Origin of the sequence: Burkholderia semiarida (assembly GCF_029268935.1) — a bacterium.
Taxonomy (GTDB): domain Bacteria; phylum Pseudomonadota; class Gammaproteobacteria; order Burkholderiales; family Burkholderiaceae; genus Burkholderia; species Burkholderia semiarida.
In genome coordinates this window covers 1-18,767 of record NZ_JAHLCL010000005.1, presented here as the reverse complement: position 1 = coordinate 18,767, position 18,767 = coordinate 1, and the positions used below count along the sequence as shown (strand labels likewise).

The following is an 18,767-nucleotide window of genomic DNA, read 5'->3' as shown; positions in this document are numbered from 1 at the left end:
GCCGCCGCCGGCGGTCAGCGCGCGTCGCCGGCGGCCGGCGACGCGACCGCCAGCGCAAACTCGAACACCGCGCCGTGCCCGGCCCGGTCGACGAGCCGGATGCTGCTGCCGTTGAGCGCCAGCATCCGGTGCACGATCAACAGGCCGAGCCCGCCGCTCGTCGCCGTGCCGCCGCTGATCGGCCGCTGCGGCCGCTGGAACAGCCCTTCGCGCCGCGCCGCCGGAATCCCTTCCCCGGTATCCGACACCGTCACGACCACACGGTCTTCCCGAGGCTCGAGCGCGATCTCGACCTCGCCCTGCGAAGGCGTGTGCCGCAGCGCGTTGTCGAGCAGGTTGGTCAGCACGCGCTCGATCATCCCGAGATCGGCCGACACGACCGGCACGCGCGGCGGGATCCGCGCATGCAACGCGACGCCGCGCGATTGCGCGGTCAGCTCGAACTTCTGGAACACGTCCTGCACGAGATCGACGAGCGAGAATGGCTCGCGCTCGGCCTGCACGCCGCCCGATTCGAGCCGCGCGAGCTCGAACAGCGCCTGCGCGAGCCGCCCGACCTTCGCGCTCTGCGCGAGCGCGATCGACAGGTAGCGCCGCCGTTCGGGCTCGGCCAGCGTGTCGGCCTTCAGCGACAGCGTCTCCAGATAGCCGTGCAGCGACGTGAGCGGCGTGCGCAGGTCGTGCGAGATGTTCGTGATCAGTTCGCGCCGCTGCTGGTCCTGGCGCGTCAATGCGCGCCACTGTTCGCCGATCCGGTCGGCCATCTGCGCGAACGCGGATTCGAGCACCGCGATGTCGTCGCCGCGGCGGCCCGGCGGCAAGCGCAGCACCGGCGGCTGCGTATCGGGCATGGCGGGCATGGCTGGCGCGCCGGGCGCGCCGTTCGCGTCGAAGCCGCGCATCGCGGCCGTCAGCCGGCGCAGCGGGCGCGTGATGAAGCTGAAGGCGACGAGGCCCGCGAGCAGGCCGAGCAGTGCGACGATCGCCATCGACCACAGCGTCGTGCGCAGCACGTTGCCGGCGTCGACGCGCGCGGCGAGCCGGTCATGCGCCTCGCCGAGCAGCACCACGTAGATGTAGCCCGACGGCGGCTGCCCCGCGCGCTGCAGCGGCGCGGCGCTGAACACCTTGCGCGCGTCCGGGCTGCGCGGGTCGTCGCCGAGAATCGGCAGCGGCTGGCCCGCGATGAAGCGCTGCACGGGCGCGAGATCGACGCGGTCGCGCTTCACGTGGCCCGGCGGCGCGTCGTCGCCCTTGATGCGCCCCGCGTTGTCGAGCAGGTACACCTCGACGCTCGGGTTCACGCCCATCAACTGGCCGAACAGCGTGCGCACGGCGTCGGGGCGCAGCCCGTTCGCGTCCATCAGCGGCGCGCTGCCCGCGATGTTGGCGGCCAGATCGCGCGACAGCGCCTGCACGACTTCCTTCTCGCGCATGTCGTTCGCGCGGATCTGCAGCCACGCCGACGCGCCCGAGCACGCGAGCAGCAGGATCGAGAACACGAGCGACAGCCGCCGCGTGAGCGTGAGTTTCATCATGCGTCCCGCTGCCCCGGCGCGGCGAGCTTGTAGCCGCGGCCCCAAACGGTGAGGATCCGCACGGGCTCGGCCGGATCGGCCTCGATCTTCGCGCGCAGCCGGTTGATGTGGGTATTGACCGTGTGTTCGTAGCCTTCGTGCTGGTAGCCCCACACCGCATTGAGCAGGTCCATCCGCGAAAACACCTTGCCCGGGTGCCGCGCGAAGAAATACAGCAGGTCGAATTCGCGCGGCGTGAGGTCGATGCGCACGCCGTCGACGCTCGCCTCGCGCGCGATCGGGTCGATCGCCAGCCCGGCGACGTCGAGCGTGCCCGCGTCGATCCGCGAATCGCGCGCGAGCGCATCGACGCGCCGCAGCAGCGCCTTCACGCGCGCGACGAGTTCGAGCACCGAGAACGGCTTCGCGAGGTAGTCGTCGGCGCCGAGTTCGAGGCCGAGGATCCGGTGCACCTCGCTTGAGCGCGCGCTCGTGATGATGATCGGCGTGTAGCGCGTCATCGCCCGCGCGCGCCGGCAGATTTCGAGGCCGTCGACGCCCGGCAGCATCAGGTCGAGGATCAGCGCGTCCCAGTTGCCCTGTTCGAGCAGGCGCAGCCCTTCGGCGCCGTCCGCGCTGTGCACGACCTCGTAGCGCTCGTCGCGCAGGTGCAGGCTCAGCACGTCGGCGATGTCGGCGTCGTCCTCGACGATCAGGATGCGTTTCGGTTGGTCCATGGCGGTGGGCGGCGGCACGTCGGCGCGACGCTCGGTGAGGGTTGTCGGGCGGTTGCCGGGCGGCGCTCGGTCGCCCGGAACGCCGCCCGGCGAAAGGCCGCGCTGCCGTCATTGTGCAAAATTTTGCGGCGGAGAGTGATCACAAATCGTTTAAATCTGGATCGTACTCGTGATGTGAGCGAATCTCGGCGAGGCTTCCCGCTCCGGCCCCTCGAACCCGATTCGACGCGCTCCGGCGCAAACGCCAAAAGGCCGGTTCGAAAAGACGGCACGGTTTCGCCATCTCGGCTCCCATGCGGTCAGAACCGGGAATTGACGCGCACATATGCGGACTGCGCCGACACGTGGCTCGTATCGATCGTCGCATCCAGCCCGAGCGATACCGTGGTCGTCTTGGCGGCCTGCAGCGTGACACTGGCGCCCGTGGTCAGGAACGCGCGCGGAAGATCGGTACCCGGCGCCGCGAACACGGTCCCGTCCTGGCTCTGCACCTGGACGACGCGGCTGCCGCGCAGCACCTCGTGCGCATAGCCGACGCGAAGCTGGACGCCGACCGGGCGCACGGCGTCGCCGAACGCCTTGTCGAGCGACACGCCCGCGTAAGGCTGAAGGCTTCTCGCACTGTCGGGCCCGACGTTCAGGTTCTGGCCGTTGGCGCCGTTCTCGCCGAAGCCGGTGCCGCGCACGTACGCATACCGCAGTCCGATGTGCGGCGTGAACCGGAAACCGCCGGCTTCCATCGGCAGACTGGCCTGCGTGGCGGCGGTGAATTCGTGGCCGAGATGGTCGCCTTCGGCGGTACCCACGCTGCCGAACGGCCGCTTCTGCGACAGGAAATCGAGACCGTAGCCGAGCGCCGCCGACAGATTGACGGCGCCGATCGGCCGCGCGCCGTACAGCGCGACGCGCAGCGTGTCGATGGCGCCTGATGCGCCTGTCGTGTCTTCCGCCAGCGTGGTGTGCGTGTAGCCGCCCGCCGCACCGACCGTCGCTTCGCCGAGCCGCCCCTGTGCGCCCGCCAGGAACCCGTACGCGTGCGTGAGGAAGCCCGGCGCGCCGCCCGTGCCGCCCACCTTGGTGCTGGAACCATTGGCCACGGCCCACACGTTGCTGGCACCCGCCGCGTCATCCTGCCGGCCGGCGAGACGCCCGAGCAGCGTCGAACTGGCGTCTTGCGCCTGCAGCAAGGCCGTCGTGCCGAGCGCCGTGTAGATCGACGTCCTGGTCGGCGCGATGACCGTTGGGCCGGCCGGCGTGCCCGGGCCGGCCGGCGTGCCGGGCCCGGCCGGCTCGGCGAGCAGCAGGTCGACCGCATTGGCGCCGTAGTCCACCGACGATTGCAACGCGCCGAGATTCGCGCCGGCCGTGCTGGTGCCGACGTTCGAGAAACGGCCCGTCACGCCGTTGGCCGCGCTCAGCACGGTGTAGCGGCGGGCGGTATAGGTGCCGGGATCGAACAGAACGGCCAACGAACCGCCGAGCGTCGCGGTGCCGCCCACGCGCAATTGCGATGCTTCCGTCGGGCTGACCTCGATCGACAGCGTGCCGCCCGCCGCCTGCGTGTAGTTGCCGCCCACGGTCAGCGTTCCGATCGAACCGCCCGGCGCGACCACCCCGCTGCTGCTGACGGCGCCCGCTACCGTGCCATGGCCGCGCAACGTGCCGAGCGCATCGACCACGACATTGCCCCCCAGCACTGCACCGGCATTCGCCGCGTCGCCAACGGCCAACGTGCCGCCCGCCACCGTCGTCGTTCCGGAGAACGCGTTGCTGATACCGTTCAGCGTCAGCATGCCCGCGCCTCGTTTGACCAGGCCGCCGGTGCCGACGAGGCTGCCGCTGAAGGTTTGCGACGAGTCGTCGGCCAGCGTGAGCGCGCTGCCGCCCACCACTACGCGGCTGCCTGCCACGCCGGACAGATGCGCGACCGTCTGGCTGCCGGCCGCGGACAGGTCGAGCGCGGCCGCTTGGCCGGCCAGCGTGACCGACGTGGACGACGCCAGCCGGCCGGCGCCCGACAACGCGAGCGTGCCCGCGTCGACCGTCGTCGCCCCGGTGTATGTGTTCACGCCGGACAGCGTTTGCGTGCCGCCCGCCACGGTCAGCCCGCCGGTGCCGTCAATCACACCGCCGAACGTGCCGGCCGCATTGGCGAGCGTCAACGTGCGACCGCCCAGCGCGACCGTGCCCGTACCCGTGAGCGCATTGATCGTCGCCCCGGCGGTCGTCCCCGAGATATCGAACGTCCCGTTGTCGACGACCGCGCTGGAGGCCGCAATGCTGCCCGAACCGGTCAGCGCCAGCGTTCCGGCATTGACGGTGGTAGCGCCCGTGTAGGCGTTCGCCGCCGACAGTGTTTGCGTACCGCCGCCGACGGTCAGTGCGCCCGTCCCGTTGATGGTTCCGCCGAACGTGCCGGCCGCATTGGCCAGCGTCAGCGTGCGGCTGCCCAGCGCCACCGTGCCCGTGCCGGTCAGCGCATTGATCGTCGCCCCGGCGGCGGTCGCCGAGATGTCGAACGTGCCGTTGTTGGCGATTGCGCTGGAGGCGGCCAGGCTGCCCGAACCGGTTAATGCCAGCGTGCCGGCGTTGATCGACGTTGCACCGGTAAAGCCGTTCGTACCGGACAGCGCCTGCGTACCGCCCGCAACCGTCAGGCCGCCGGTGCCGCCGATCACGCCGCTGAACGTGCCGGCCGCATTCGCGAGCGTCAGCGTGCGACCGCCCAGCGCCACCGTGCCCGCGCCGGTGAGCGTATTGATCGTCGCCCCGGCCGTCGTCCCCGAGATATCGAACGTGCCGTTGTTGGCGATTGCGCTGGAGGCGGCCAGGCTGCCCGAACCGGTCAATGCCAGCGTGCCGGCGTTGATCGACGTTGCACCGGTAAAGGCGTGGGCGCCCGACAGCGTTTGCGTGCCGCCCGCCACGGTGAGCCCGCCGGTGCCGCCGATCACGCCGCTGAACGTGCCGGCCGCATTGGCGAGCGTCAGCGTCCGGCTGCCCAACGCGACCGTGCCCGTACCCGTGAGCGCATTGATCGTGGCGCCCGAAGTCGTCCCCGAGATGTCGAACGTGCCGTTGTTGGCAATCCCGCTGGAAGCAGCGATGCTGCCCGTGCCGATCAGCGCGAGCGTGCCGCCGTTGATCGCGGTGCTCCCCGTATAGCTGGCGGCGCCGGATATCGCGAGCGTGCCGGTACCCGCCTGCACGAGGCCGCCCGCCCCGCTGACGGTGCCGCCATACGTCACCGTGTCGCTGCGGTTGAACGCCAACGTGCCATTGTTGACGATGTTGCCGACGACCGAGCCCGTGGTCCCGCCGCTGCCGATCTGCAGCGTGCCGGCGCTGATGGTGGTGCCGCCGGTATAGGTGTTGTCTCCCGTCAGCGTGATCGTTCGGCCGCCGCTCACGGCCACACTGCCCGCCCCGGATACCACGCCTGAAACCACTAGGCCAGTCGCGCCGGAATTGAAAGTCACCCGGGACGCGGCATCGCCGAGCGTCACCTGGTTGGACAGCGTGAGCCCGGGGGAGCCCGCGATGATGGTGGCCGCCGCCGCAGCAGCCACCTCGAGGTTTCCGACGATGTTGGACCCGGTCACCAACTGCAGTGTATTGTTCGCGCCGTTGAACCGGACGGCTGCCGCGCGCGTGACGCCGTCCGCGTACAAGCCGCCCGAGATCGTACCGCCGTTGACGACGAAATCGCCGCCATTGACGATGACGCCGGCCCCGGCGGCCGCGCCGTTGCCGGCGCCGCCGGCGATCGTGCCGACGTTGGTCAGCACGGTGAAGCCGCCGGCCAGGTTGACACCGGCGCCGCTGGCTCCGGCCGTGCTTGCGCCACCGCCGCTGACGCCGCCCACACCGCCGGTGATGGTCCCGAGGTTGGTCACCTGCGAACCGGGCCCCAAGGTCAGCAGCCCGTCGCCGCCCCCGCCGCCGCCCGGGTTTCCGCCACTGCCCCCGTTGCCGCCGTTTCCGCCGACGAGCGCTCCCTGGTTCGTCACGTCGGCCGCCGGCGTCACCATGACGAGCGCAGCGCCCCCGCCGCCTCCACCGCCGCCGTTCGACGCAGGCCCCGACGTGCCGGCTCCGCCATTCCCGCCGGTGCCGCCCTGCACCGTCACGCCGTTGTTGACGGTCACGCTGGTGCCGGTCGAATACACGCCCGCGCCGCCGCCACCGGCACCGCCGGCGAAATTGAATCCATCGAAGGCCTGACCGGCGCCGCCTTGCGCGTTCGCGTTGACCACCGCATCGCCGGCGAGCACCACGGCTGGCGCTCCGCCGGGGCCGCCCTGGCCGCTGTCGTTCGTCGCACCGGTGCCGCCTGTCCCGCCTGACGTGGCCCCGCCGGGGACCTGGACCGTGGCCGAGCCTCCGCCCAACGTAGACGAACCCCCGCCACCGCCGTTACCGCTGCCGCCGTTGCCGCTTCGGTCCGGGATGCCGTCGCCGCCGGGCGCGCTGCAATTCGCGATGGTGGCGGACGAACACGTGGCGGCCCAACCCGGGACGGCCGCGCCGGCCAGACCGAGCGACACGCCGATCGAAACGAGGCAGGCGCGGCGGCGCGCGGGCGTGGCGCCATGGCCGGTGTCGACTCCGCCGTGCGACGCCCTCGTGCGTTCGGATACCACTTGCGGAGCATGCAAGCTGCGGCTCCAGACCAGCCGATAGACCCGGTTCATGTCGATCCCCTCGGTGCATAGACCCATGGGCCTGGCGCCGGTCACGGAGAGGCTGCCCCGATGGCGCGACGGACCCGTTCTAGTTGTCTTTCTATGGCGCGCCGGTCCGCGGATACTGATTGTGTTGGTTCATCGGTCGGGGCGCATGCGCGCGCAATATAACACCTACGTCGGCAGCCCATCCAGGTTGTCGTGGCCCCGTCACGCTCCGGCGGCGAGCGGAAGACACGACGCGGTCGACGACGCCTCGTGGTCGCCCCCGGCTACCCGATGTCTTCCGTCCGTACGCCTGACACACGGCGTCTTTCAATGCGCGACCGCCGCTCGGTCTCCACGTGCCCGCCGGCCTGCCAGCCGGTTCGGGACCGACACGGAAGACAACGCCAACACGCCCGTCACGCGCCTTGACGACCACACCGGCTTTCGTCCGACTCGTCTGGAAACGAGAACGATCAATTCTCGGCAGCGGGGATTCTGCCGCAGCCGACGAGTTTCTAGACTTACCGCAAGCGATGAGACCTGCTCGTCGCACCTGCCCAAAGGACACCGTCATGAAGCTCTACGTTCACCCGCTTTCCGGTCATTCGCACCGCGCACGCCTGCTCATCTCGCTGCTCGGCATCGAGCACGAACTGATTGAAGTCGACCTGGCCGCCGGCGCGCACAAGTCGCCTGAATTTCTGGCGCTGAACCGCTTCGGTCAGGTGCCGGTGCTGGTGGACGGGGACACCGTGATCGCCGATTCGAATGCCATTCTCGTGTATCTCGCCCGCACGTCGGGCAACCACGACTTCCTCCCGCCATCGCCCGTACAGGAAGCCGCCGTGCAGCGCTGGTTGTCCGTCGCGGCCGGCGAGATCGCATTCGGCCCGGCCGCCGCGCGGCTCATCACGGTGTTCGGCGCGAAGTTCAACGCCGACGAAGTGATCGCCCGTGCGCATCGCATCCTCGCGCTCATCGACGCCGAACTCGCGGCGCGCGACTTCATCGTCGGGCCGAAGCCGACCATCGCCGACGTCGCGTTGTACAGCTACGTCGCGCGCGCGCCGGAAGGCAACGTGGATCTGTCGGGCTATTCGAACGTCGCGGCGTGGCTGCGCCGCATCGAAGCGTTGCCTGGCTTCGTCGAGTTCGTGAAGACGCCGGTCGGGCTCGCGGCGGCTGCGTGAGCGAAGTCGGCCCGTCGCCCGTGCAGGCCGACGGGCGACGCCGGCGCGCCCAATGCGTCATGTGCAAATTCCGTCGAGGAGACACATCTTGAGCACGGTATCGAATGAATCGAACTCGCCGTGGCATCGGGGCGAACTCGAGCTGCAGGAAAAGACAGGCGTGATGCAGAAGATGGACAGCGTGGGACGGCGCTTCGTCAGGAACCACATGCCCGACCAGCATCGAGCGTTCTTCGCGCAGTTGCCTTTCGTCGTCGTCGGTGCGGTGGCGGACGACGGCGACGTATGGGCGACGTTCGCGTTCGGCCGGCCCGGCTTCATGCAGTCGCCGAACGACAAGCGTCTGCGCATCGACACCGTATTCGATCCGAACGATCCGGCTGCCGGCGGCACGCGCGACGGCGCGGCGATCGGCCTGCTCGGCATCGAACTGCATACGCGGCGTCGCAATCGGCTGAACGGCGTGATCCGCCGCGGCGAGACGCGCGCATTCGATCTCGACGTCGTGCAGAGCTTCGGCAACTGCCCGCAATACATCCAGTTGCGCGATTTCGCGTTCGTACGCGAACCCGATACGTTTTCCGCAATCGCACCTGAGCAGAGCGATCATCTCGACGATCGCGCCCGCGCGATCATCGCGGCTGCCGACACGCTGTTCGTTGCGTCCTACGTCGGCGACGGCGCCGAACGTCAGGTCGACGTTTCGCATCGCGGCGGCAAGGCGGGGTTCGTGCGCATCGGCGACGACGGCGTGCTGACGATCCCCGATTTCGCCGGCAACCTGTTCTTCGCGACACTCGGCAATTTCCTGGTCAATCCGCGCGCGGGCATCGTGTTCGCCGACTTCGAAACCGGCGACGTGTTGCAGATGACCGGTGAAGCCGAAGTCGACCTCGATTCGCCCGAGATCGCCGCATTTCAGGGCGCGGAGCGACTGTGGCGCTTCAAGCCGCGCCACGTCGTTTATCGCGCCGGCGCATTGCCGTTGCGCTGGACGTTCCGGGCGGAAGGCTGGTCGCCCAACTCGCTGATGACGGGAAGCTGGGACGAGGCCGCGCGCCGCCTGAAAGCGGCCGAACTGGCACGGGCGTGGCGTCCGTTCAGGGTCGCGAAAATCACCGACGAGAGCATGCTGATCCGCTCGTTTCAGCTCGATCCCGAGGACGGCGCCGGATTGGTGCCGCATCTGGCGGGCCAGCACGTGCCGATTCGCGTGAACCTGTCGGAGAACGGCGCTCCGCTCATCCGCACTTATACGTTGTCGAGCGCGCCGTCAGACGGCGTGTATCGCATCAGCGTCAAGCGCGAAGGACGCGTGTCGTCGCATCTGCATGACATGGTGCAGGTCGGTGACCGCATCGACGTCCGGGCGCCCGCCGGGCAATTCACGATCGATGCGCTCGAGCGCCGTCCCGCCGTATTACTGGCGGCCGGTGTCGGGATCACGCCGATGCTGGCGATGTTGCGTCACATCGTCTACGAAGGCGCGCGCAAGCGCGGCACGCGCAAGACCTGGTTCTTTCACGCCGCACGCTCCGTGAAGGAACGCGCGTTCAGCGACGAGATCGCCCAGCTCGCATCGGCGGCGAACGGCGCGGTGAACGTGGTGCGCGTCCTGTCGGACGCGAGCGGCGCGCGCGAGGGCGACGAGTTCGACGTCGTCGGCCGCATCGATGCGAACCTGCTGCGCGCCACGCTACCGTTCGACGACTACGACTTCTATCTGTGCGGACCGTCGGGCTTCATGCAGGCGGTCTATGACGGGCTGCGCGACCTGAACGTGGCGGACGACCGAATCCACGCGGAGTCGTTCGGCCCTTCCGGGCTCGAGCGTCGCGCCGATCCGGGCGCGCGTGCCCCGCTGCGTGCGCCGGCGGATACGCCGACACCCGTTGCATTCGTCAAGTCGGGCAAGGAAGCGCGCTGGCAACCGGGCGGCGGCTCGCTGCTGGAGCTGGCCGAGGCGCGCGGCCTGACGCCCGAATACGGGTGCCGGGGAGGCAGTTGCGGCACCTGCCGCACCCGGATCGTCGAAGGCGCGGTGACGTATCCGGTCGTGCCGGAATTCAAGGTAGCGGACGACGAAGCGCTGATCTGCTGCGCGGTGCCCGCGCATCGCGAATCGGGCGGCGGCGACCGTCTGCTGCTCGACGTGTAATTCAGAACCCGCGTCACGCGGCGGCGATTGCCAGCGAAAGGCGTTGGATCCGGAAAGACGTCAACGTCGTGCTCGGGCGGCCCGACGATCATCCCGGCCTGAGCGATCTCGGCCTGCAGGGCCTGCTTGCAGACGGAATGCGATGCTTGCTATGCGCGCCGTTCGGGATGGTTCCGCCGCGCGCGCCGTGCCGACTCGCCGCTGTCGGCTATGCAGACCACATCGGCGCCTTGGCTCTCAGCTTTTCGACGCAGAGATCGATGAAGGCGCGCGCCCTCCGGTTCGCGTGCCTGCCCTCCCGATGCACGACATGAACCGGAAGCGGGGCAAGTTCGTGCTCGGCCAGCAGCACGCACAGCGTGCCTTGCGCGAGCTCGTCGACCACCTGATAGGACAGCAGGCGCACGATTCCGAGGCCGGCCGTCGCCGCGGCGATCGCGGAATCGTTCGTCGTGGTCACGAGGCGCGGCTGGATGGGGACGGTGAGCGTCTTGTCCCGCGCGCGCAAGCGCCATTCCGGCGCCGGCGTGATGCCCGTCGCCTGGATCGTGACGTGAGCCGCGAGATCGTCCGGATGCCGCGGCGTGCCGTGCGCACTGAGATAAGCGGGAGAAGCGCACAGCACGCGCCGCACCTTGCCGACCGAGATCGCCTGCAGCGACGAATTCGGAAGCTCGCCGATGCGCACGGCCACGTCGGCGCCTTCATCGACGAGATTGACGACGCGGTCCAGAAACCAGCAGTTGAGATTGACGAAAGGATGCTGCTCCAGATACTCGAGCGCGATCGGCGTCACGTAGGTCTTGCCGAACAGCACGGGCGCGGTGACGGTGAGCTGGCCGCGTGGCGTATTGCCGGTGCCGGTGGCGGAAAGCTCCGCCGCGTCGATGTCCGCCAGGATTCGCCGGCAGTCTTCGTAAAACGACGCGCCCGCATCGGTGATGCGGACCACGCGCGTCGTCCGCGTCAAGAGCCGCACGCCCAGATGCTCCTCGAGCTCCGTCATCACGCGGCTGATTACCGACGGCGATACGTTCAGCTTGCGCGCCGCCGATGCGAATCCTTCCGTCTCGACCACCGTGACGAAGGTGGTCATGGCCTGGAGCCTGTCCATGTCTGAAAGCTATCCGGGTGAAGTGAACGTGTCCTGACGCGCAGTGCGTATCGTGCGCATCCATGTCGCCGCATGGCGGCGGCCAGCATAGCAAAGTTTCGAACCCGCTCCGCGTACGAGATCGGTGCGCGACGATCATGACTCGTGCATGCACGAGCGTCGTCGACGGATGGGTGGTCGCCGGCCGGCCACGATCGACGCGGCAACATGGCGCGGCCGATCCGCATCCCGGCAATTACGCGAACGCCGTGCCCGGGCGGAACCGACGGGCGAACGCAGCGTGCGCATCGTCCGTCACGCCGAACGCGCCTGCGGCTCCGCGGTTTGCGACGACCGCATGCGCCACTTCGCCGGCGTCATGCCTACCTGCCGTTTGAACACCCGTTGGAATGCGGCCTCCGATCGATATCCGACCGATTCGCCGATCTCCGCGACGGACATCGTCGTTTGCGCCAGCTTGCGGCCGGCCAGCGCCATGCGGATTTCCGTCAGCACATCGCTTGCCGAGCGGCTGATTGCCTCTTCAAAGTGGCGTGCGAACGTGGCACGCGACATGTGACAGAGCGCGGCCAGTTGCGGAAGCGTCCACGGCTTATCAGGTTCATCGAACATGGCCGCGAGCGCCGGCTGCAGCCGCTGACGCTGCGCAAGCGCCAGCAGGCCGCGCGGCGCGTGGCCGGTATCGGACGCGCATCGCAGGGTCAACGCAAACAGCGCGCCCGACAACTGGTTCACGACCGTCGCGCTGCCCGGTCGTTGCTCGAACGCTTCCTCGCGCATCAATTCGATGACGCGGGCCAGCCTGGTGGCCGCGAATGCGGCGTCGCGCGCCGGTCCGTCGCCCTCGCTCACGCTGCTTACCAGCAAACGCCCCGGCAGATGGTCGCGCAGCAACTGCTGCGGCACCGCCGGGAGGATGAAGCGGCCGCAGAGCACATCGGCGCCATCGCGTGTGCGGCCGTTCGTGACAATGGTCAGGCCGTCCTGATGCCGCTCGCGTGCCGGGCGGGGCGGCTTGCCGCTGCCGTCGCGCAGGCTGTGCGCGCTGCCGGAAGGAAACAGCACGATATCGCCGGCTTTCATTCGAAGCGCGGGTTCGCCTTTCGCGCCGGCGTCGCCTTCCACCACGGCCTCGCCGCGCAACAGCACGTGATAGGGAAATTCCCACTCGTTCGACTCGGGATGGTCGATGCGCCACGGCGAGCCGAAGTGGCATCGCACATCGAGCCGTCCGGTGACCGGCATCAGCGCGAGCAGTCGGTCCAGCAGTTCCATATGAGACGTTTGGGCATGAAGTTGCGGAATTATGGCATTAAAGAACTCGCCGTGCACCCCTACACTGACTCCCATGCCATACGACATGGCTAAGCGGTTCAACCCTCAATCCGAACGAAGGAGTCGATCATGTCCCGTCTCACCACCATTCGCCCCGAAGACGCAACCGGCCCGGCCGCCGAAGTATTCGCGAAGATCAAGAAGGCCGTCGGCAAGGTGCCCAATGCGTACGCAACCATCGGAACGCACAGCCCCGAAGCACTCGGCGCGGCGCTGGCATTCGACGCCGCTGTCGCGTCGAGCACGCTCGGCAAGGCAGACATCGAAGTCATCAAGCTGGCGGTCAGCGAATACGCGGGCTGTGACTACTGCGTCGCGGCTCACACGCTGATGGGCAAGCTGGCCGGCCTGACGAGCGATCAGATGAAGCAGGTGCGCGCGGGCGAGGCAACCGGCGACGCCGCGCGGGATGCGCTGGTCACGTATGTCCGCACGCTCGTCGGCACGCACGGCACGGTCCCCGGTGCAGTCGTCGATGCAGTACGTGCAGCTGGCTATACGGAACGTCAGCTGATCGAGATCAATCTTGCCATCGCGTCGATCACGTTCACGAATCTCGTGAACCGCGTGAACGACACGACGCTCGATTTTCCCGCCGTGGAGTAACGGCGCGTCCGTGCGCGGCGTCGGCAACCGAATCCGGATGATTCAGCCGTCGGCCTTCATCGGAACGGATACTCGCCGACGCGCCCGGAACACGGGCGCCGGCGTGCGCTGCCGCCACGCCGGGTGCACACGTGCAGCAAGCTCGAATGACCCGTTCCGAAGTCGTCGATCGACATGCGCAGCCGCGCCGGCACCGCGTATCAGCGCGCGGCCGCCTCCGGGTTCCGGACGCTGCCCAGAAACCGCGTCAACTCCACCGTCTGCGGCCGCTCGAAGATCTCGTCGGCCGTTCCGCTCTCCCACACGCGGCCCTGGTGCATGAACACGATCCTGTCGCTCACCGCACGCGCGAAGTTCATCTCGTGCGTGACCATGATCAGCGTCATGTCCTCGCGCGCGAGCTGCTCGACGACGCCCAGCACCTCGCCGACGAGCTCGGGATCGAGCGCGGACGTGATTTCGTCGCACAGCAGCACGCTCGGCTTCATCGCGAGCGCACGCGCGATCGCGACGCGCTGCTGCTGGCCGCCCGACAGTTGTTCCGGAAACGCGTCGAACTTGTCGCCGAGGCCCACGCGCTCGAGCATCAGTTCCGCGATCGCGCGCGCCTGCTGACGATGCGCCTTCTTCACCACCGACTGCGCGAGCATCACGTTTTGCCCGGCGCTCAGGTGCGGAAACAGGTTGTATTGCTGGAACACCATGCCGACCTTGAGCCGCAGCGCACGCAGGTCCGCATGCCGCGCATCCACGCGTTCGCCGTCGACCGAGATCGAGCCCGCGTCGATGCTCTCGAGCCCGTTGAGCGTGCGCAGCAGCGTGCTCTTGCCCGAGCCGCTGCGGCCGATGATCGACACGACCTGCCCGCGCTCGACGGAGAAATCGATGCCCTTGAGCACATGATGGGTGCCGAAGTTCTTTTCGAGACCACGGGTTTCAACGAGCGGCATGCCATCTCCTTTGCAACGTGCGCGCGTAACGGGTAAGCGGATAACAGAGCGCGAAATAGATCAGCGCGACGAGGCCGTACACGACGAACGGCCGGAACGTCGCGTTCGAGATCGCGATACCGACCTTCGTCAGCTCGGTGAAGCCGATGATCGACACCAGCGCCGTATCCTTCACGGCCTGCACGCCGAAGCCGACCGTCGGCGCGATCGCGATGCGCGCGGCCTGCGGCAGGATCACGTGACGCAGTTGCTCGACGTAGCTCATCGCCAGGCTCGCCGATGCCTCCCATTGCCCCTTCGGCACGGCCTCGACGCAGCCGCGCCAGATTTCCGCGAGATACGCGCTGGTGAAGAACGTGAGCCCTGCCGTGGCCGCGACCCACGGCGGCACGTCGAGCCCGACGAGCGGCAGGCCGAAGAACACGATGAACAGTTGCATCAGCAACGGAGTGCCCTGGAACACTTCGATATACAGCTTCGCGACGCCGCGCAGCAGCGTCGAACTCGATACGCGCATCACGAGCAGCCCGAGGCCGACGAGGCCGCCCGTCACGAACGACACGATCGACAGCACGATCGTCCAGCGCGCGGCCAGCAGCAGGTTCGTGAGAATCTGCCCGAACGTGAAATCGGTCATCGCGCACCTCGCAGGCGACGGGAGAACAGGCGGCGGCCCATCGCGCCGAGCGTGGCGCGCAGCAGCAGCGCCATCGCCAGATACGCGAGCGTGATCACGAAGTACGTCTCGAACGCGCGGAAGTTGCGCGACTGAATGTAGCCGGCCGCATAGGTCAGGTCGGCCACCGAGATCTGCGACACGACCGCCGAACCGAGCATCGTGATCACGATCTGGCTCGACAGCGCGGGAAACACCTTGGCGAGCGCCTGCGGCAGCACGACGTGGCGCAGCATCTGCGCGCGCGACATCGCCAGTGCCGACGCGGCCTCCAGATGCCCTTTCGGCACGGCGGCCACGCCCGCGCGCACGATCTCGATCGAGTACGCACCGAGATTGAGCGTCATCGCGAGGATCGCGGCCGTGTATTCATCGATGTGCACGCCGAGCGCCGGCAAGCCGAAGAAGATGAAGAAAAGCTGGACGACGAACGGCGTGTTGCGGATCGCCTCGACGTACGCGCCGATCAGCGGGCGCAATCGTACGGCCGCGCGCGCGTCGGCGCTGTACGCGGCCGCGCCGAGCACGCCGACCGCCACGCCGAGCACGGTCGCGACCGCGGTCAGCGCGAGCGTGATCGCCGCGCCGCTCGCGAACACGCCGACGTATTCGGCGAGCTCGCCGAATTGAAGCTGGTAGCTCATGGGAACGGAATGAATTCGGGTTCGGACAACGACACGCGCCGCGCCCGGCATGCCGGCAGCGGCGACGTGTCAGGCGACACGACGATTCGTCACAGTCCGGCCGGCAGCGGCTGGCCGAGCCACTTCCGCGACATCTCGCCCAGCGTGCCGTCCTGCTTCGCATGCGCGATCGCATCGTCGATCTTCGCGAGCAGGCGCGGTTCGTTCTTGTTGACGCCGACGAAGCACGGCGAATTCTTGATCACGAACTTGACCTCGGGGCGGCGCGGCGGATTCTTCGCGAGAATCGCCGCCGCGACGATGTTGCCGGCCGCGATCAGTTGCACTTGCCCCGACAGGAACGCCTGGATCGTCGCGTTGTTGTCCTCGAAGCGCTTGATCGTCGCGTTCGGCGCGAGCTGCGACAGCGCGATCTCCTCGAGCGCGCCGCGCGTGGCGCCGACCGTCTTGCCGGTCAGGTCGGCGGGCGCGCTCACCTTCACGTCGGACGGGCCGAACACGCCCTGGAAATACGGTGCGTACGCGCTCGAGAAATCGATGACCTTCTCGCGCTCCGGCGTCTTGCCGAGCGACGAGATCACCATGTCGACCTTGTTGGTCGTCAGGTACGGAATCCGGTTCGCGCTGTTCACGGGCACCAGCTTCAGCTTGACGCCGAGCGCCTTGGCGAGCAGGCCGGCCATGTCGATGTCGTAGCCCTGCGGCTGCATGTCCGTGCCGACCGAGCCGAAAGGCGGATAGTCCTCGGGCACCGCGACGCGCAGCGTGCCGTTTTTCGCGATGGTGTCGAGCGCATCGGCATGGGCCGGCGCGACGGCGAACAGCGCCATCACGGGTGCGGCGATCAACGCAGCCAGCCAGGTGCGTCGGGGGAACGGTCGGGTCGTCGGGCTCACGGTGAATCTTCCTTGTCTGGTATGTCGTCGGGGCGCGCGCAACCGTTGCGCGGCCCGACACGACTCCAGCAAGAACCGGGCCACGCCCCGTGCAACGCTTGCCGCACCGACCCAGCCGGGCGACCCGTCGATCCACATTCCTCATTTCGGTGCATGAGCCGGCGCCGGCGGCGGCGGTTGCCCTCACAGGGCGCGCCGGCGCACCAAATTAACTGACCGGTTCACCCGCCGCCCGGCCCCTATGCACGGATTCGAACAGGCCCAGTCGAAATTTGCATTCCGTTTGTGACGGGAATTACGGCTGAATACGTTCGCGACGTACCGTGCCGTTCGCCACGCCCGGCGAATCGCAATCAGGACAGGTGCGCTTGATTCCGCGCCCTCGTCCGCCGGTACCGGTGGTCCCGATCGCCTCGCGATCGGGATGAATTCAATCCCATCCGTGCGCGAGGATACCGTCATGGCATCGATTCCCGAACCGTCGACAACCGGCGAAACCGACAAACGCAGCTGGCTCGAATCGCACGAAGCCGGCTATCACAAGACCCTCGGCAATCGACAGGTGCAGATGATCGCGATTGGCGGGGCCATCGGCACCGGGCTGTTTCTCGGGGCGGGCGGCCGGCTGCAGGCCGCCGGCCCGTCGCTCGCGATCGTCTATCTGGTATGCGGCGCGTTTTCGTTCCTGATCCTGCGCGCGCTCGGCGAGCTCGTGATGCATCGCCCCAGCAGCGGCAGCTTCGTGTCGTACGCGCGCGAATTCCTCGGCGAGAAGGCATCGTTCGTCGCCGGCTGGATGTACTTCCTGAACTGGGCGATGACCGGCATCGTCGACATCACCGCCGTCGCGCTCTACATGCATTACTGGGCGCCGTTCGCGGCCGTGCCGCAGTGGATCTTCGCGCTCGTCGCGCTCTGCATCGTCGCGACGATGAACCTGATCGGCGTGAAGTGGTTCGCCGAGATGGAGTTCTGGTTCGCGCTGGTCAAGGTCGCTGCGATCGTGCTGTTTCTCGTGATCGGTTCGGTCATCCTCGGCACGGGCATGCCGGTCGCCGGCCATGACACCGGCATGCATCTGATCACCGACAACGGTGGGTTCTTTCCGCACGGACTGATGCCGGCGCTGGTGCTGGTACAGGGCGTGGTATTCGCGTTCGCGGGCGTCGAACTCGTCGGCACGGCCGCCGGCGAATGCAAGGATGCACGCAAGGTGCTGCCGCGCGCGATCAACAACGTGATCTGGCGCATCGCGATTTTCTACGTCGCGTCGGTGGTGCTGCTGGTGTGCCTGCTGCCGTGGAGCGCGTACAAGGCGGGCCAGAGCCCGTTCGTCACGTTCTTCGGCGCGCTCGGCGTGCCGGGCATCGGCTCGGTGATGAACCTCGTCGTGCTGACGGCCGCGCTGTCGAGCCTCAACTCCGGCCTGTATTCGACGGGGCGCGTGTTGCGTTCGCTGTCGATGGGCGGCTCGGCTCCCGCGTTCCTCGCGCGAATGAGCGCGCAATCCGTGCCGTACGCGGGCATTCTGGTGACGGTCGCGATCTATGTGGTCGGCGTGCTGCTCAACTATCTCGTGCCGTCGAGCGTGTTCGAGATCGTGCTGAACATCGCGTCGCTCGGCATCGTCAGCACATGGGGCTTCATCGTCGTGTGCCAGATGAAGTTCCGCGCCGCGGTCAGGCGCGGCGAGGTGGACGACGTATCGTTCAGGATGCCGGGCGCACCCGTGACGTCGTGGCTCACGCTGCTGTTCCTGCTCGGCGTGCTGGTGTTGATGGCGTTCGACTACCCGAACGGCACGTGGACGATCGCATCGATCCCGCTGGTCGCGCTGCTGCTCGTGGCCGGCTGGAAGTGGCTGAGCCGTCGCGCGCGCCGCGCGTTGCTCAAGCCGACGATTCCGTCGGTCACGCTCACGCAGAACGTACTGGAGAAAGGAGACGACTGAATCCCGGCCCGGCGCGACTCGGCGACCGTTCCCGCCGAGTCGTGCCGGGTGTCCGACGACGCCGTGTGGCAACGATCGGGGACGAGCACCCGGGACGCCACGTCGCACGGCATGGCTCACCGACCGGCAAGGCGCTCGCAATGAGTGGGGCGCACGCGACAAGCGGCCGGCGGCATCCCGCCGGCCCCGTCGGCGTCAGTTGACCTGAAGCTGGCCACCGCGGCCCAGCCCGCCCTTCACGTCCTGCGCCTTGTAGCTGCGCAGCGCGACGACCATCTTGTTCCACGCGTCGATGAACGCGACGACCGTCGCCTTGCCTT

Annotated in this window: 13 protein-coding genes; 4 read left to right on the top strand and 9 right to left on the bottom strand. The window is 68.2% G+C overall.

Features of this window, described 5'->3' with window-relative positions; all coding sequences use genetic code 11:
- Positions 1 to 14: 14 nt before the first annotated feature.
- From KPB06_RS06940 to KPB06_RS06930, 3 genes are all read right to left on the bottom strand, one after another.
- On the bottom strand, positions 15 to 1,535 hold the full coding sequence (locus KPB06_RS06940; protein WP_104013536.1) for a sensor histidine kinase: 1,521 nt from the start codon (positions 1,533 to 1,535) through the stop codon (positions 15 to 17).
- Positions 1,535 to 2,254 carry a response regulator transcription factor gene (locus KPB06_RS06935; RefSeq protein WP_059578940.1) on the bottom strand — a complete coding sequence of 240 codons (720 nt, stop codon included), beginning with the start codon at positions 2,252 to 2,254 and terminating at the stop codon, positions 1,535 to 1,537. The genes KPB06_RS06940 and KPB06_RS06935 overlap by 1 nt, the downstream gene beginning before the upstream one ends.
- Positions 2,255 to 2,553: 299 nt before the next feature.
- A complete protein-coding gene (locus KPB06_RS06930; RefSeq protein WP_275920429.1) occupies positions 2,554 to 6,948 on the bottom strand; it encodes an autotransporter domain-containing protein in 4,395 nt (1,464 codons plus the stop codon).
- Between the two features lie 551 nt (positions 6,949 to 7,499).
- Here KPB06_RS06930 and KPB06_RS06925 point away from each other — a divergent pair.
- Both KPB06_RS06925 and KPB06_RS06920 read left to right on the top strand, forming a co-directional pair.
- Complete coding sequence (locus tag KPB06_RS06925) at positions 7,500 to 8,117, top strand: glutathione S-transferase family protein (protein WP_104013530.1); 618 nt, start codon at positions 7,500 to 7,502, stop codon at positions 8,115 to 8,117.
- An 88-nt stretch (positions 8,118 to 8,205) separates the two neighbouring features.
- The gene (locus tag KPB06_RS06920) at positions 8,206 to 10,275 is read left to right on the top strand and encodes a 2Fe-2S iron-sulfur cluster-binding protein (protein ID WP_275905438.1); all 2,070 of its coding nucleotides are present in this window, start codon (positions 8,206 to 8,208) and stop codon (positions 10,273 to 10,275) included.
- Between the two features lie 208 nt (positions 10,276 to 10,483).
- Here the strand turns inward: KPB06_RS06920 and KPB06_RS06915 are convergent, their stop codons facing one another.
- Both KPB06_RS06915 and KPB06_RS06910 read right to left on the bottom strand, forming a co-directional pair.
- Complete coding sequence (locus tag KPB06_RS06915) at positions 10,484 to 11,389, bottom strand: LysR family transcriptional regulator (protein WP_275905439.1); 906 nt, start codon at positions 11,387 to 11,389, stop codon at positions 10,484 to 10,486.
- Positions 11,390 to 11,683: 294 nt separating this feature from the next.
- Positions 11,684 to 12,664: an AraC family transcriptional regulator gene (locus tag KPB06_RS06910; protein WP_059578927.1), complete on the bottom strand. Its 981-nt coding sequence runs from the start codon at positions 12,662 to 12,664 to the stop codon at positions 11,684 to 11,686.
- A 129-nt stretch (positions 12,665 to 12,793) separates the two neighbouring features.
- Here KPB06_RS06910 and KPB06_RS06905 point away from each other — a divergent pair, with 129 nt between their 5' ends.
- Positions 12,794 to 13,330, top strand: coding sequence for a carboxymuconolactone decarboxylase family protein (locus KPB06_RS06905; RefSeq protein WP_099318348.1), 537 nt, complete (start codon positions 12,794 to 12,796; stop codon positions 13,328 to 13,330).
- A gap of 200 nt (positions 13,331 to 13,530) precedes the next feature.
- On the opposite strand, the gene KPB06_RS06900 is transcribed toward KPB06_RS06905, so the two are convergent.
- The 4 genes from KPB06_RS06900 to KPB06_RS06885 form a co-directional block, all read right to left on the bottom strand.
- Positions 13,531 to 14,280, bottom strand: coding sequence for an amino acid ABC transporter ATP-binding protein (locus tag KPB06_RS06900; protein WP_059578922.1), 750 nt, complete (start codon positions 14,278 to 14,280; stop codon positions 13,531 to 13,533).
- Complete coding sequence (locus KPB06_RS06895) at positions 14,267 to 14,917, bottom strand: amino acid ABC transporter permease (RefSeq protein WP_059638614.1); 651 nt, start codon at positions 14,915 to 14,917, stop codon at positions 14,267 to 14,269. Before KPB06_RS06895 ends, KPB06_RS06900 begins: the two co-directional genes overlap by 14 nt.
- Positions 14,914 to 15,600, bottom strand: coding sequence for an amino acid ABC transporter permease (locus KPB06_RS06890; RefSeq protein WP_060967315.1), 687 nt, complete (start codon positions 15,598 to 15,600; stop codon positions 14,914 to 14,916). Before KPB06_RS06890 ends, KPB06_RS06895 begins: the two co-directional genes overlap by 4 nt.
- Before the next feature lie 89 nt (positions 15,601 to 15,689).
- Complete coding sequence (locus KPB06_RS06885; RefSeq protein WP_275905440.1) at positions 15,690 to 16,496, bottom strand: transporter substrate-binding domain-containing protein; 807 nt, start codon at positions 16,494 to 16,496, stop codon at positions 15,690 to 15,692.
- 460 nt (positions 16,497 to 16,956) lie between these two features.
- On the opposite strand from KPB06_RS06885, the gene ansP reads away from it, so the two are divergent.
- Positions 16,957 to 18,447, top strand: a complete 1,491-nt coding sequence (gene ansP / locus KPB06_RS06880; protein ID WP_275905441.1) for an L-asparagine permease — start codon at positions 16,957 to 16,959, stop codon at positions 18,445 to 18,447.
- The last annotated feature ends 320 nt before the right edge of the window (positions 18,448 to 18,767 follow it).